The organism is Natrarchaeobaculum aegyptiacum (assembly GCF_002156705.1).
Lineage (GTDB): Archaea > Halobacteriota > Halobacteria > Halobacteriales > Natrialbaceae > Natrarchaeobaculum > Natrarchaeobaculum aegyptiacum.
On the sequence record NZ_CP019893.1, the window covers coordinates 1975873 to 1989543 of the forward strand.

17 protein-coding genes are annotated in these 13671 nt (G+C 66.5%); 9 read left to right on the plus strand and 8 right to left on the minus strand.

Features of this window, described 5'->3' with window-relative positions; translation table 11 throughout:
• Positions 1 to 242: 242 nt before the first annotated feature.
• The 4 genes from rimI to B1756_RS09740 all read left to right on the plus strand — a co-directional run bounded on the left by rimI (position 243) and on the right by B1756_RS09740 (position 2477).
• Complete coding sequence (gene rimI / locus B1756_RS09725) at positions 243 to 719, plus strand: ribosomal protein S18-alanine N-acetyltransferase (protein ID WP_086888358.1); 477 nt, start codon at positions 243 to 245, stop codon at positions 717 to 719.
• Between the two features lie 87 nt (positions 720 to 806).
• Complete coding sequence (locus B1756_RS09730) at positions 807 to 1331, plus strand: DUF5810 domain-containing protein (protein ID WP_086888359.1); 525 nt, start codon at positions 807 to 809, stop codon at positions 1329 to 1331.
• Positions 1332 to 1356: 25 nt separating this feature from the next.
• On the plus strand, positions 1357 to 1776 hold the full coding sequence (locus tag B1756_RS09735; RefSeq protein WP_086888360.1) for a DUF5809 family protein: 420 nt from the start codon (positions 1357 to 1359) through the stop codon (positions 1774 to 1776).
• A gap of 56 nt (positions 1777 to 1832) precedes the next feature.
• On the plus strand, positions 1833 to 2477 hold the full coding sequence (locus tag B1756_RS09740) for an NUDIX hydrolase (protein ID WP_086888361.1): 645 nt from the start codon (positions 1833 to 1835) through the stop codon (positions 2475 to 2477).
• 41 nt (positions 2478 to 2518) lie between these two features.
• Here the strand turns inward: B1756_RS09740 and B1756_RS09745 are convergent, their stop codons facing one another.
• Positions 2519 to 3769, minus strand: coding sequence for an MFS transporter (locus tag B1756_RS09745; RefSeq protein ID WP_086888362.1), 1251 nt, complete (start codon positions 3767 to 3769; stop codon positions 2519 to 2521).
• 179 nt (positions 3770 to 3948) lie between these two features.
• Between B1756_RS09745 and hisG the strand changes: the two genes are divergently transcribed.
• Positions 3949 to 4800: an ATP phosphoribosyltransferase gene (gene hisG / locus B1756_RS09750; protein WP_086888363.1), complete on the plus strand. Its 852-nt coding sequence runs from the start codon at positions 3949 to 3951 to the stop codon at positions 4798 to 4800.
• Between the two features lie 31 nt (positions 4801 to 4831).
• Here the strand turns inward: hisG and B1756_RS19415 are convergent, their stop codons facing one another.
• From B1756_RS19415 to B1756_RS09785, 7 genes are all read right to left on the minus strand, one after another.
• Entirely contained in the window at positions 4832 to 5167 is a 336-nt protein-coding gene (locus B1756_RS19415) for a hypothetical protein (protein ID WP_161493171.1), read from the minus strand.
• A 5-nt stretch (positions 5168 to 5172) separates the two neighbouring features.
• Positions 5173 to 5694: a hypothetical protein gene (locus tag B1756_RS09760; RefSeq protein WP_086888364.1), complete on the minus strand. Its 522-nt coding sequence runs from the start codon at positions 5692 to 5694 to the stop codon at positions 5173 to 5175.
• A 94-nt stretch (positions 5695 to 5788) separates the two neighbouring features.
• Entirely contained in the window at positions 5789 to 5989 is a 201-nt protein-coding gene (locus B1756_RS09765; protein WP_086888365.1) for a hypothetical protein, read from the minus strand.
• 53 nt (positions 5990 to 6042) lie between these two features.
• The gene (locus B1756_RS09770) at positions 6043 to 6789 is read right to left on the minus strand and encodes an SDR family oxidoreductase (protein WP_086888366.1); all 747 of its coding nucleotides are present in this window, start codon (positions 6787 to 6789) and stop codon (positions 6043 to 6045) included.
• A gap of 51 nt (positions 6790 to 6840) precedes the next feature.
• Positions 6841 to 7479: a phospholipase D family protein gene (locus B1756_RS09775; protein WP_086890128.1), complete on the minus strand. Its 639-nt coding sequence runs from the start codon at positions 7477 to 7479 to the stop codon at positions 6841 to 6843.
• Positions 7480 to 7617: 138 nt separating this feature from the next.
• On the minus strand, positions 7618 to 8220 hold the full coding sequence (locus tag B1756_RS09780) for a metal-dependent hydrolase (RefSeq protein ID WP_086888367.1): 603 nt from the start codon (positions 8218 to 8220) through the stop codon (positions 7618 to 7620).
• 127 nt (positions 8221 to 8347) lie between these two features.
• Positions 8348 to 9949 carry a carboxypeptidase M32 gene (locus tag B1756_RS09785; RefSeq protein ID WP_086888368.1) on the minus strand — a complete coding sequence of 534 codons (1602 nt, stop codon included), beginning with the start codon at positions 9947 to 9949 and terminating at the stop codon, positions 8348 to 8350.
• A gap of 163 nt (positions 9950 to 10112) precedes the next feature.
• Here B1756_RS09785 and B1756_RS09790 point away from each other — a divergent pair, with 163 nt between their 5' ends.
• The 4 genes from B1756_RS09790 (at position 10113) to B1756_RS09800 (ending at position 13668) form a co-directional block, all read left to right on the plus strand.
• Positions 10113 to 10469: a hypothetical protein gene (locus B1756_RS09790; protein ID WP_086888369.1), complete on the plus strand. Its 357-nt coding sequence runs from the start codon at positions 10113 to 10115 to the stop codon at positions 10467 to 10469.
• A gap of 70 nt (positions 10470 to 10539) precedes the next feature.
• Positions 10540 to 10710 carry a hypothetical protein gene (locus B1756_RS19065; RefSeq protein ID WP_228434313.1) on the plus strand — a complete coding sequence of 57 codons (171 nt, stop codon included), beginning with the start codon at positions 10540 to 10542 and terminating at the stop codon, positions 10708 to 10710.
• Positions 10711 to 10854: 144 nt separating this feature from the next.
• Entirely contained in the window at positions 10855 to 11862 is a 1008-nt protein-coding gene (locus B1756_RS09795; protein ID WP_086888370.1) for a DUF7351 domain-containing protein, read from the plus strand.
• 180 nt (positions 11863 to 12042) lie between these two features.
• A complete protein-coding gene (locus tag B1756_RS09800) occupies positions 12043 to 13668 on the plus strand; it encodes an outer membrane protein assembly factor BamB family protein (protein ID WP_161493172.1) in 1626 nt (541 codons plus the stop codon).
• Positions 13669 to 13671: the final 3 nt, after the last annotated feature.

A 13671-nucleotide genomic window follows, 5' to 3' on the forward strand; every position in this document is an offset into this window, starting at 1 on the left:
GCCAGTGCTGCCGGTATCTCAGACGGCCCGCAGTCGCCGAACGGCTTCCAGTCGGTCGATTCCGACTGAGATCCTCGTCACGAACGTACTACGGATTTGACGGGAACGGGAGTGCGCATCATCGAAGGTATTGAACCCGCTCGCGGACGTCTGAGAGGAGACTCCGCTCTTCCAGCGATCGATACACGTTGTTCAGATTCGTGACGGATAGGCCTTTTAGGACACGACCAGTACGCTCACACGTGACGGTTCGCGCTCCGGCGGCGACCGACGACGACCTCACGGTCAGGCCGGCCGAGCGGGTCGACCTGCTCGCGATCGTCTCCATCGAGAACGCGTCGTTCGACCAGCCCTGGCCCTACGACGCTTTCGACAGTTTCCTCGGTTCGCCCGGCTTTCTCGTCGCCGACCGAGACGGTCAGGTCGCAGGGTACATCGTCGCCGACGTGAGTCGCTCGCTCGGACACCGGTTCGGCCACGTCAAGGACATCGCCGTTCACCCCGACTGTCGCGGCGAGGGAGTCGGCTCCGTATTACTCGCGCGTGCACTCGGTGTCGTGGCTGGCCGTGGTGCCGACTCGGTCAAACTCGAGGTCCGGCGCTCGAACGAAGGTGCCCAGCGTCTCTACCGGCAATTCGGTTTCGAACCGCTTCGCGTGGTCTCGGGCTACTACCACGACGACGAGGACGCGATTATCATGATCCGCTCGCTCGAGTGATCGCCGCGACGCTGGCCCTGCGTTCGGTCCCCGGCCCCGCCGTCCGCGAGCGTGGACGTTTTACCCACTGCCGACGACCGTCCCGACATGGGATACGCCTGCCCCGTCTGCGGCGTCGAACAGCCCGACGCTGCCCACCTCGCGAACCACCTCGCCGTCACCGCGTCGCTCGGCCGGGAAGACCACGAGGAGTGGCTCGCAGAACGCGTCCCCGACTGGGGTGAGATGGGCCCGACGGAACTCGGCGACCGCCTGACTGAGTACGCGCCAGCCGTCGACACACCCGATCCGGTGACGGGCCCGGAGCCGAGTCCACAGCACGGACGCGGACACGACCACGGTCACAGCCACGCTCACGACCACGATGGTGCCCGCCCGTCCGGGCTCGAGGACGCACTGGCCCACCAGAGCCGCCAGCCCGGTCGCGGCTCACTCTCGGCGGAGGCCCGCGGGGCCCTCGAGGAGGCACGCGAGTTGACCCGGCAGATGTACGAGTCGGGGTCGGATGCGACATCTGACGCTGAGTCCACACCCGATCCTGCCGATGGCGGAGACGCTGGTGGTGACGGAACCGCCAGCGACGAGACCGGGACCGCGAACGAAAACGCGTAACTTGGCCCCGCTCGAGTCTGTGTGCATGGAGACGACAGGGCAGTTTACGTTCACCTCGAGTGCGGAGGCGCGGGAGGCCTACGAGTCGATCGGCCCGGCCGCCCAGACGGTCGTTCGCGAGGTCGCACGCGCCATGGACTTCGACCGCGAGGAGTACGACGACCGGGTCACGGGCGAGGTCGTCGAGACCGCCCGCGACGCACTCTTCGCCAGCTTGCTCGAGGTGCACGTCGGGACCCGCGAGGAGTTCGACGACTGGCAGGCCGACTACGACGGCGAGGTAACTGTCGCCGGCCACGAGGCGGTCGACAACGTCGTCTGGCACGCCGGCCCCGGGGGCGAGGCCGTCGCAGCGACGTTCCAGCAGGAAGAGCAGGCAGCCATCGCGACGCTTCGCCGGCAGGCGTTCGGCCGGCTCTACCGCGATCTTTTCGCGTCCGAATAGGAGACGATGGCGGACGAAGCGTCACCTCTTTTCAGACGGCGACGACTCATTCTGCTATGACCGAGTTCGACGCAGCCGACGTTCCCGACGACTGGACGCTCCTCGAGGAAGATATCGAGTACGAGACGCCGTGGTACGTCGGCGGATACGACCGCTACGAACAGCCAGATGGAACCGAACAGAACTACTACTGGGCCGACTTGCCGGCGGCGGTCGTCGTCGTCGCCCGGATCGAGTCGACGGTGGCCGCGTCGCTGGACGGTGGCTCGGCGGCCGGTGGCAGCGACGCCAGCGCCGACAGTGACGGCCACAACGAAGGTGACGGCGACCACCTCCTCTTCGTCGAACAGTACCGACCGGCGATCCGCGAGACCCACCTCGAATTGCCTGCCGGAATCGTCGAGGACGGCGAGTCCTACACCGCAGCGGCCGCTCGCGAACTCGAGGAGGAGACCGGCTTCCGCCCCTCGAGTACGGCTCTGCTACAGGAGTACGCGGTCGCGACGGGCGTCCTCAGGCACGATCGGGGGGTCGTCTACGCGGAGGGGCTCGAGCCGGGCGAGCGCGACCTCGACACCAACGAGTTCCTCGAGGTGACGACGGTGCCGGTCGAGGAGGCGATCGATCGGGCCCGGGAGCAGCCGGCGAACGATTCGACGATGTCGGCGCTGTTGCTGGCGAGTGAAGACGGCCTGCTCTGAGGGTTCCTCAGGGTGTATCACCGAGTCCGAAGATCGCGTGATCACCGCTCGGGGAGCCACACGACGAGCACGAGCGCGAGCGCGCTGGCGGCCGCGAGCAGGTAAAACCCCTCGTCGAAGAAGCCGCGGTCGGCAACCAGTCCGAAGACCAGTGGACTCACTGCCCCGACGGTCATGTAGATCGTCCGGAGCGTCCCGAGGCCCGTGTTCTGGATCTCGTCGGGAACGACGGTCGTCATGTACGAGAGGACGACGGTTCCGGTGCCGAGCATGATACTCACGAGCGCGGTCACCGCCGCGACGGCGAGGACGCTCTCGACCCGGGGTAACAGCACGAGCGCACCGCCTGAGATGCCGAGGACGACGACCAGGGTTCGCCGCGTCCCCACCCGGTCGTAGGCCCTGCCGGCGAGGGGTTTGACGACGATACCGAACGCGAAAAACGCCGCGAACAGTCCGCTCGCGAGCGTCGGCGAGAACTCCTTGACCTCGATGAGGTAGGTCGGAAAGAACCCCGTAAACGCCTGATAGACCGCATTTCCGACGATCTGAATCGCCGTAATGAGCGCGATCGACTGGACGGCCAGCTTCGAGATCGTCCGTCGGGCACCGTGAACCGAGCGGCCGCTCCCAGCGACCCGGTTCCCGCCACCATCGCTCTGGGCTTCTGCCTTCTCGCCAATCGATCTGCTCGAGGTCCGCGAGGGGACGGTCACGAAGATGCCGACGGCGACGACGGCGAACAGGCCGATGGTGAATCCGAAGCCGAACTGCCAGGCCAGCGCGACGGCGAGGACGCTGGCGACCGGCGGCAAGATGGTGTTTCCGAAGTCGCCAACGGCGGACATGATTCCGATCGCGGTCCCGACCTGCTCGGGGTAGACGTCTGCGAGCGCGCTCAGTCGGACGACGCCGAAGAGAGCGGTCGCGAAGCCAAAGAGTGCGGTCGCGACGAACAGCAGCCACGTCGGCCCTCCAAGGACGATCAGCGTCACGGTCCCTGCCGCGGCTGCCATGCTCACGACCATGGTCGTCCCCTCGCCGACCCGATCGGCGAGGACGCCCCCCGGAAGCTGGCCGGCAGCGTAGGCGAACCAGAGAACGGACAGCAACAACCCAGCGGTCGCGAGCGTCAGGTCGTAGGCCTCCTGGAGGTGCGGCAGCAACACCGGAAATGCCTGTCTGACGCCGATCGAGAGGAACCAGCCGGCCGAAATCGCGGCCAGGACTTTCCCACGGCCGTCGGCCCAGTGCCTGCGGGTCGTCGCGACGATGTCTGTAAGCGACTGCACGTGCGTCGGTCCGTATCCGCTCTCACGGACGAAGCTACTTGAACGCTCGAGTCTCAGCCGCCCTTGCCTCGAGCCCGTTGGGCTGGCGGTTGCTGGATCGCGTCGCCCGAGCCACACCCGCTCCCACCGACCGACGAAAGTAGAAAGACAGTTCCGCGGCCGCCCCGAACAGTCGGCAAATGCGAATCGCCGTTCCCAACAAGGGCCGCCTGCACGAGCCGACGATCGACCTCCTCGAGCGGGCGGGGCTCCATCTCGAGAACGGGGCCGACCGGAAACTCTACGCCGACACCGTCGACCCCGACGTCTCCGTCCTCTTCGCTCGCGCCGCGGACATCCCGGAGTACGTCGCCGACGGCGCGGCCGACCTCGGAATCACGGGCTACGATCAGGTCCGGGAAGCCGACGTTCCGAGCGTCGCAGAACTGCTCGACCTCGAGTTCGGCCGCTGTCGTCTCGTCCTTGCGGCACCCGAGGACGGCGACATCGAGGCCGTCGGCGACCTTGCGGGTGGCACCGTCGCGACCGAGTTTCCCACGATCACCCGCGAGTTCTTCGCCGAGGCTGGCGTCGACCCCGACGTGGTCGAGGTCTCGGGTGCGACCGAGTTGACTCCCCACGTCGAGATGGCCGACGCCATCGTCGACATCACCTCGACCGGGACGACGCTGAAGATGAACCGTCTGGCCGTCGTCTGTGAGGTCCTCTCGAGTTCCGTTCGGCTGTTCGGTCGCGAGGACGTCCTCGAGGACCCCAAAGTCGAGGAGGTCCGGACGGCCCTCTCGTCGGTCAAACAGGCCGAAGGCAAACGCTACCTGATGATGAACGTCCCAGAAGAGCGTCTCGAGGACGTCCGCGACGTGATTCCGGGGATGGGCGGGCCGACGGTGATGGACGTTGCGAACGGGGGCGAGAAGGTCGCCGTCCACGCCGTCGTCGACGAACGCGACGTCTTCGAGACGATCACCGAGGTCAAAAGGGCGGGTGCGAGCGACATTCTCGTGACCGAAATCGAGCGGTTGATCGAGTAGGGTTCGTGGCCTGCACGCTCGAGTAACCGGATCAGCCGTCGGTCCGGTCGCCTCCCTCGTTTTCGTCGTCGGGATCGACCGGCGGTTCGTCGTCGGTCGCCTCCTCTTCTTCCTCCTCCTCGACGAGTTCCGGATCCTCGTCGTCGATCGGTGCCTCGGTGTCGTCCTCTTCGGGGGTGGTGGGGTCGTCTTCTTCGTCCGTCTCTGGGTCGTCCTCTTCCTCGTCTTCGTCCTCCGCATCGTCATCGTCGTCTTCCACCAGGAACCCGTTACATCCTGCGAGTACCGCAGCACCGCTGACTGCCCCCGCTCCACCCGCGAGGAGCCGTCGCCGCTCGAGGGCGCAGTCAGTTTCGTCTCCCGACACGCCGATCACCGCTCGTTGCCGCTATCGAAGCTCCCGTCGCCGGTGTCGGCGTCGTCTTCGAATCGATCGGTCGCCTCGAGATCGAACTCGTCGGTCTCGAGTTCGTCGCCGTCGGCGGTGATGGAGCCGTCCTGAATCTCGATGGTCAGTCCCTCCGTGTCGGTGGGGCGACCGAGCAGGTCGTTGGTCGCTGACTCGACAGCGCGGTTGACCGACCAGACGAACCGGAGGACGGCCTCTACGTCGTCGCCAGCGTCGCGGATGGACCGACCGGGTCGACCGGGGCCGCTGGGCCCGGGGGTTCCGAGGCTCTGGGCTCCCTCTGGGTGGAGGTACTGGAGCGGGTGATCCGACGGCACCTCGCGGAGGTCCACCTCGAACGACCAGAGGTACGGCAGGAACTGGATGGCGTACCCCTTCGGCTTGGGTGCGTAGCGGCCGGCGGCGGTGAGCGCGACGCCGATGGCCGTCGAACCGGTGTTCGTGTCGTAGTAGACGCCGGGCATTCCGGGGATGGAGAGTCGCATACTCGAGTGGAGTCGCTCCCGACGGAAGCGGTCACACCCGGCAGTGTCACGCTCGAGTTTCCGACCCCCGTGTCTGCCTATGGCCCGCTCGTCGTCACTCGCCCTCGAGGTCGTCCAGCCGGGCTTCCAGCGTGGCGACCCGGCTGGCGAGTTCCACGGTGACGACGGTGAGGCCGATGCACAGTCCGACCACGAGCCCGAATCCGAGCCCGACCATACCACCGAACACGATGCCGACGAAGCCCAGCACGAGCGCAGGGAGGACGAGAAAGACGGGTTCCGTCTCGATCTCCATCGGTACCCGGTTCCGTCTATCACTCTCTCACCATTACGGATTGGTCCCTCGGGCTAGAACCCGTCTGCGAACTTGTCGCGCCTGTTGACGTCGATCTCGCTGATACTCGAGCCAGCCCGCGTCGCGGCGAAGACGATGGCGTCGGCGACCTCCTCGGGTTCGCTGGCCTCGCCCTCCTCGAATGCTTCGGCGAACGTCGCCCCGTCGGTGGTCTCGAACTCCGAGCGGACCTCGGCGGGGTTGACGACCGTGACGCCGACGCCGTCGTCGCCGACCTGCGCCGCGACGCTCTTTGCGAATCCGCGGGTCCACCACTTCGAGGCCGCGTAGACGGGGTTGAACGACCGCGGGTACTGGCCGGCGAAGCTCCCGACGAAGATCAGGTGGCCCTCGCGCTCGCGGACGTGGGGGATCGCCGCTCGCGTCGCGTAGAAGACGCCGTCGACGTTGGTCTCTTGCATCGTCTCGTAGTCGACAGTCGAGAGGTCCTCGACGTCGCTGCCACGCGAGAGGCCCGCGTTGTTCACGAGGACGTCGACCCCGCCGAAGCTCTCGACGGTCTTCTCGATCAGTGTCTCGACGTCCGCTTCCTCGCGGACGTTCGTCGGGACGACCAGCGTCTCGACGCCGTACTCGGTCTCGAGGTCGTCGGCCAGTTCGGCGAGTCGGTCTTCGCTCCGGGCGGCGAGGACGACATCTGCGCCCTCGTTCGCGAGGCCGTGGCAGGTTGCCGCGCCGATGCCCGAACTCGCGCCGGTGACGACCGCGACCTGTCCTGCGAGCCTGTCTGCTACTGTCATGGTCACCGCTCAGTGGAACGTGCAGGACCGTCGATGTTTCGCTCTCTCGAGTCAGGCGAACAGGAACAGCCACACCAGATACGCGAGGACGAGGTACACCGCACGGTGGGCGAACACGGCTCGAGAGGGCAGCAACTTCCCCTTGTTCGCCCAGTTGACGAGCGTCTTGCTCATCATGATCGGTTTGAACAGGTCTCGTCGGCGAATCGGCTCACAGACCTCGAGCAGGTCGTCGATCCACTCGAGAAACACCGTGAGCCGCTCGTCTTCGGGGCCGTCGCACTCGACGTAGGCGCTCAACTCGAGGTTCTGGCGGAACGCGACCTGCGTCAGGTTGGCCGATCCGATGACGACCGCGGGGTTCTCGCCGGTGCGGACGTACAGTTTCGCGTGGAGGAAGCCGTTGGGGTACTTGTAGAGGTGGACCTGGTCGCCGTCGTCGACGCTCCGTAACTCGCGGGCGATGGTCGGCGAGAACTGGTCTGCGGCTGGCCCGACGACGATCACGAGTTCGTTGTCACGGTTCCGTGAGAGGAAATCCTCGATCTCAGAACGGAGCGCATGGTAGGCGTTGTAGGTGAAAAACCCCGTCACGAGGTAGATCGTCCCGTCCTCGGCGAAGAGACGTCTGATCTGGTCGTCGACGGTCTGGCTGCCCCAGCGGTTGTTGACGAGTTCGATGTCGCTCACGTCGTCCACCTCCGTTCGGTCGCATCACTCTTCGACGAGGGTCGGCATATGCTTTCCGTGAGTTTGACATTCACTTCCTCTCGACCGAAAGAGCGTTTGAGAACGTCCGTATTTTGTGGACGAACATTGGCCGACCGGTCAGACGAGGTACCGTTCCGGCACGTACCGCCTGAGCCCTGCTGGAAGGAATCGCACTCCCCAGCAGGCGACGTGCTCGAGCCGTTTTCGAGACACGGTGTACCCGATCGAGACGACCAGCAGGCCGCTGACCAGCAGTTCCCACTGGCCCTCGAGCGTGAACAGCAACGGAACTGCGAGGACGCCGGCGATTGCGAGATCTTCCGGGGAGCCGTCGTAGGGGATCACCCGACGTGGCGGGACCCAGCGGCCGCGGACGTGGTCGAAGACGGCGCGATCGGAGGGTGGGTTCTCCCACGGGCGGGCACCGAGGCCGCAACTGAGCACGTCGCCGTAGCAGTGCAGTGCAGCGGCGGCGAGGAACACGGCGAGGGCGATGGTCAGTGCGGACGGGGAAAGCAGCGCGAGCGGGAGAGCGGCGATCGCGCCGCCGGCGGCCACGACGGGTGCGTGGAACGTCTTCCGGTGGGTCGCGACGACGTCGAAGTCGGGGAGGATGCCGCCAGCGACGCCCGCGGCGAGCGCGACGGGTGCGTGATCGGGTGCGAAGAAGACGACCGGCAGGGCGATCAGGAGCCCCACCAGCGCGTGGGTCGTCACCATCATCGACCGATAACAGGGGCTATCGAACCAAAAACGCTCCGTCTGTGTGATCAGACTGTCTGGTGACAGGTCCTCGACTGGAACGATTCTCCGAATTCGAGACACACCGCGTCCGCTCGCCGCCTCGTCAGGCCTCGAGATCGTACAGCGCGCCGTACTTCTCGGTGACGTACTCGAGGAAGGGATCGGCGGTGAGCTCCTGCCCGGTCGCGCGTTCGATCAGTTCCTGGGTGGTGTAGCGTTTGCCGTGACGGTGGACGTTCTCGCGGAGCCAGCCGTTGAGGGCGTCGAAGTCACCCTCGCGGATATCGTCGTCGAGGTCCCCGAGTTCGGCTTCGGCCGCGGCGTAGAGCTGGGCGGCGAGCACGGAGCCAAGCGAGTACGTCGAGAAGTACCCGAAGCTGCCGTGAGACCAGTGGATGTCCTGCAGGCAGCCCTCGGCGTCGGTCTCGGGACGAACGCCGAGGTACTCCTCGTACCTGTCGTTCCAGACCTGCGGGACCTCCGAGACCTCGAGGTCGCCCGAAATGAGATCGCGTTCGATCTCGAAGCGGATGACGATGTGGAGGTGGTAGGTGAGCTCGTCCGCCTCGACGCGGATGAGGTTGTCGTCGTAGACCTGGTTGGCCGACTCGTAGGCCTCGCGGGGGCTGACGTCCTCGAGTTCGGGGAATCGCTCACGGGCGGTCGGGAGAAAGTACTCCCAGAAGGCCTCCGACCGGCCCACGTGGTTCTCCCAGAGGCGAGACTGGGATTCGTGGACCGAGAGGTCACGGGCGTCGCCCAGCGGCGTGCCGTAGCCCTCGTCGGGCAGCCCGAGCGTGTAGTTCGCGTGGCCGAACTCGTGGATGGTCGAGGTGAGCGACCCGAGGAGGTCGTCCGCTTCGAATCGCGTCGTGACGCGGGCGTCGAACTGCGTCCCCGAGGAGAACGGGTGCGGGGCGGTGTCGAGTCGCCCGCGGGACCAGTCGTAGCCCAGCGCGTCGAGGGCGTCTCGCGCGAGCGCTTCCTGATCGTCGTCGTCGAACTGGCCTGCGAAGGCGTCGGTCTCGAGGTCGACCGCGCTCGCCTCGACCTGCTCGATGAGGGGAACGAGTTCGTCGCGCAGGCGCTCGAGCACCCGTTCTGCGGTCTCGAGGTCGATGTAGGGTTCGTAGTCGGCGAACAGGACCTCGTATGGGTCGGCGTCGGGGTCGATGCACTCGGCGTACTCCCGCTTGAGATCGACCAGCTTCTCGAGCGTGGGCGCGAAGGTCTCGAAGTCGTCGTTCTCCGTGGCCTCCTTCCAGACGGGGTGGGCGTTCGCCGTCGTCTCGGCGATCTCGGCGACGAGTTCCTCGGGGACGCTCGTCGCACGGTCGTACTCCCGGCGGACCTCGCGGACGACGGCGGTCTGGTCGCCCTCGAGCGTCCCGTCGTCGGCTTCGTTGTCGGCGGCCTCGCCATCGCCTGCGTCGCGGTCCTCGAGCGCTGCGAGCAGGTCGCCGGTCTCTTCGTCCGTGAGCAGTTCGTGGCTGATCGAGGAGAGTGTCGAGAGTTGCTGGGCGCGTGCGGGCGTCCCCTCGTCGGGCATTACGACTTCCTGGTCCCACTGGAGGACGCCGGCGGCGGCGCTCACGTTCGAGATGCGGCGGACGCGGTCTTCGAAGGCCTCGTAGGCGTCCGGCTGGGCGGTCTCGTCGCCGTCTGCCTCGGCGGCTGGGTCGCGCTGGGTGTCGTCGGTCGCCATATGGGCCAGTACACCAGCCGTGGGCGTATCAACGTCGTGGTTTCGGAGACTCACGCGAGGCTCGACGATCTATCAGCCATTCCGAGGTCGGGCAGCGCCCATCACGAGAGTGGAACGTGCAAGCCACGAACGGTTCCCCCTTCCTGACGTGTTCTCGGGTGCTATGGTTCTCGCATCCGCGATCGTGTTCGCCGTCAGCCTGCTGATCGGTGCACTGGGAATCTACGTCGGAGCGCGCGTCATCGTCGGTGCCGACGACTACGATCACGCGATCGTCACCGCACTCATCGGGGCGATCGTCTGGGCGGTCGTCGGCTTCCTGGTGGGGTGGATACCCCTGCTGGGTCCCCTGCTCGCGCTCGTCGCGTACGTCGCGGTGATCAACGTCCGGTACCCCGGCGAGTGGACCGCGGCCGCGATGATCGGCCTCGTCGCCTGGGTCACCGTCCTCATCGTGTTGTACGTTCTCGCGGTGGTCGGGGTCACCGGCTTCGAGGCCGTCGGCGTTCCCGGCGTGTGAGGATTCGAATTGCGCCAGGATGGCCCCCTGGCGGTGAACGCTTATCAGATTCGGCCGTTCTGTAGGAATAATGGGTTTCTTCGAAGACCTCGGGCGGAAAGTCGGCGAGTTCACGCACGAGGCGAAACGCGCCGCAGACGAAGAGGCCGAATACCCCTGCGAGAGCTGCGGCGAACGCTTCTACGCGGACAGGGAGGTCTGTCAGGAGTGTGGAGGCGGCGACGTCGTCCCGCTCGAGTGACCAACGGCGGGTGCCCCGACGTGTCTCTAGCGCCCGATCTCCTGACGCGTCTCCCATAGCGCCGTCAGTGCGCGGATATCGTCGCTCGAGTGGTTGCGTCCTCTCGAGCGGAACACTTTACATGTCTTAGTGGTATCTGCGACCATGTCACGAGGGGGACGTGACGACTCGAGCACCCTCCCACCGGGGGACGCCTTCGCCGTCCTCGGTAACGAGACGCGCTTCGAGATCGTCCGGACGCTGTGGGAGCTGTACGAACCGGAGGACCCGGCCAACGTCGTCAAGTTCGCGGATCTGTACGACGGGGATACCGCCGTCTCGTTCTCGGAGCTGTACGAGGCTGTCGGCTACGGTGACTCCGGGAACTTCAACTACCACCTGGAGCAACTCACCGACCACTTCGTCCGCCGGACGGACGCGGGGTACGAACTCACCGAGGCCGGTTTCGAGATCGCTCGATCCGTCGTCGCGGGGACGGTCGGCGAGAAACTGCGACTCGACAGCGTCGAGGTCGACGAGCCCTGTCCCCGCTGTGGTGCCCCCGTCGTGATCGACTACGACAACCACCACCTCGCCGCTTCCTGTAGCCAGTGTCCGGGAATCTGGCAAGATGCGACGGGTGACGACGGCGTCCTCTTTACCTTCGCCGTTCCGCCGTCCGGCCTCACGGACCGGACCCCTGAGGAGGTGTTTCACGCCACGCTCCGATACAATCTCAACCGGATCCGATCGTTCATCGACGGCGTCTGCCCCGACTGCTCGAGCGCGGTCGAGCAATCGCTCGACGTCTGTGACGACCACGAACCGCGCGAGGGGGGTGGCTGCCCGCACTGTCACCGCCAGCACGCGATCGAAGTCGCGGAACGCTGTCACCAGTGTAAGTCGGTCGCCCGTGGCCCGCTCACGATCGCCATCCTCGCTCACCCGAGCGTGACGGCGTTCTACCACGACCGCGGAATCGTCCACGACTTTACCGCATGGGAGACGTTCCGGCGCGCTCAGACGCTCGAGACTGAACTCCTCGAGACCGACCCGTACCGCATTCGGGTCACGATCCCCTGCGACGGTGATCGACTGCGACTCACCCTCGACGAGACGCTCGCGGTCGTCGACGTGGTCCAGGAACTGTCGTCAGCGACGAGCACCGACTGAACTTCCCCGTACTGTCCGCTTTCTGACTGTACTGTCGTACAGATTATGCTTATTGCGAATCCAGCGAGTGGCGCTCGATACACAATGGCGCTCGAGCCAGACGCAACCAACGGACGGTCGGAACCGACGCAGACGAACGGAAAACGACAGCCGACGACGAACCAGTCCAGGGGAGTGTCAATGACGGACGCGCGTTCAGAATCGGCCGCAGGCCGATCACGCGCTCGAGTTCGCCCCGACGCTCGTTCCCACGACCGTACCGACCTCTCGGCCTGCTCTCGAGGGGGTGGGCTCTCCCGGCGACGAGTGCTCCGGACGGGTATCGCCGCGGGTCTGGCCGCCGCGGGGTTCGTGACGACGGTCGGGACCGTCAACGCCGAAAACGTGGGGGACGTTCGGTGGACCTTCACGGCGCAAGGGTTCGTCGAGTCCTCGCCGACGGTCGTTGACGGCGTGGTGTACGTCGGGGACGAGAGCGGGGCCGTCCACGCGATCGACACCGACACCGGCCGTCCACAGTGGTCGTTCCAGACCGGCGCGCAGGTGCGCTCCGACGCCCAGGTCGTCGACGGCGACGTCTACGTGGGAAGCACCGACGGGAACGTCTACGCGATCGACGCCGCCTCGGGCGAGGAGCGCTGGCGGTTCGAGACCGGGTCCTACGTCAACTCCTCGCCGACGCGAGTCGGTGGCATCGTCTACGTCGGCAGCGAGGACGGGAACGTCTACGCGATCGACGCCGCGGGCGGCACGGAGCGGTGGCGCTACACGACGGGGGATATCGTCACGACCGCGCCGACGGTGGTCGACGGGATCGTTTACGTCGGGAGCCACGACCGCCACGTCTACGCGCTCGCCGCCGCGGACGGCTCCCTCGTGTGGCGGTATCGAACCGGCCTCTGGGTCAACTCCGCGGTGACCGTCGTCGACGGCGTCGCCTACGTCGGCAGCGACGACTCGACGCTGTACGCGCTGTCGGCAACCGACGGCTCACTCGAGTGGGAGTTCACCGACCCCGACGCGCACGTCATCTCGGCGACCACGGTTCACGACGGCGTGGTCTACGTGGGGACCGACGACGAAACCTACGGGGTCGCCGACGACCCGACCGAGGCGGTCCTCTACGCCGTCGACGCCGCCACCGGAACCGAGCGCTGGTCGTTCGCCGTCGACGGCTCGGACGATACAGACGACTGGCAGTTCCACGCCTCGCCGACGGTCGCCGACGGCGTGGTTTACGCGAGCAACACGAACGGCACCGTCTACGGACTCGAGGCGGCCACCGGTGACGTAGTCTGGGCGTACGAGACACGCGACGACGTCTGGAGTTCACCGACGGTCGTCGACGGCGTCGTCTACGTCGGGAGCGACGACGGAACCCTCTACGCACTCGAGGGAGCCGGCGACGGCTCGAGCGTGGACTCCCGGGTCGAACTCGGGACGCTGGGCCACCACGACGGGTGGGCGGCCACTGCGGCCGCGGCGGAGACGCCCACGACGCCGCCCGACGTCGGGAGCGGTGACGATGGCGACGGGACGAACGGTGCCGACCGGTCGGCCGCCGAACTCGAGCGCGAACTGGCCGAGACCGCGGCCGACGAGGGTGGCCAGCAGGAACTCGTCGAGGTCGACCTCGACGGCGTCCCCGGGATGGGCGTGACCGCCAGTCTGGCGAGTCTCGGGGGCGTCTCGTACGTGCTCAAACGTCGTCTGGACCGACTCGAGGCCGTGGACCGACTCGAGGCCGGGAGCGAGAACGAGGGTGAGTCTCAGGACGAAGCCGAAAAAGCGGCCGAAGACGACTGACCC

Coding starts and splice junctions, on each gene's coding strand:
- B1756_RS09730 (WP_086888359.1), top strand. CDS start 807: ATGGGATACGCCTGCCCCGTCTGCGGCGTCGAACAGCCCGACGCTGCC.
- B1756_RS09735 (WP_086888360.1), top strand. CDS start 1,357: ATGGAGACGACAGGGCAGTTTACGTTCACCTCGAGTGCGGAGGCGCGG.
- B1756_RS09740 (WP_086888361.1), top strand. CDS start 1,833: ATGACCGAGTTCGACGCAGCCGACGTTCCCGACGACTGGACGCTCCTC.
- hisG (WP_086888363.1), top strand. CDS start 3,949: ATGCGAATCGCCGTTCCCAACAAGGGCCGCCTGCACGAGCCGACGATC.
- B1756_RS09760 (WP_086888364.1), bottom strand. CDS start 5,694: ATGCGACTCTCCATCCCCGGAATGCCCGGCGTCTACTACGACACGAAC.
- B1756_RS09765 (WP_086888365.1), bottom strand. CDS start 5,989: ATGGAGATCGAGACGGAACCCGTCTTTCTCGTCCTCCCTGCGCTCGTG.
- B1756_RS09770 (WP_086888366.1), bottom strand. CDS start 6,789: ATGACAGTAGCAGACAGGCTCGCAGGACAGGTCGCGGTCGTCACCGGC.
- B1756_RS09780 (WP_086888367.1), bottom strand. CDS start 8,220: ATGGTGACGACCCACGCGCTGGTGGGGCTCCTGATCGCCCTGCCGGTC.
- B1756_RS09785 (WP_086888368.1), bottom strand. CDS start 9,949: ATGGCGACCGACGACACCCAGCGCGACCCAGCCGCCGAGGCAGACGGC.
- B1756_RS09790 (WP_086888369.1), top strand. CDS start 10,113: ATGGTTCTCGCATCCGCGATCGTGTTCGCCGTCAGCCTGCTGATCGGT.
- B1756_RS19065 (WP_228434313.1), top strand. CDS start 10,540: ATGGGTTTCTTCGAAGACCTCGGGCGGAAAGTCGGCGAGTTCACGCAC.
- B1756_RS09795 (WP_086888370.1), top strand. CDS start 10,855: ATGTCACGAGGGGGACGTGACGACTCGAGCACCCTCCCACCGGGGGAC.
- B1756_RS09800 (WP_161493172.1), top strand. CDS start 12,043: ATGACGGACGCGCGTTCAGAATCGGCCGCAGGCCGATCACGCGCTCGA.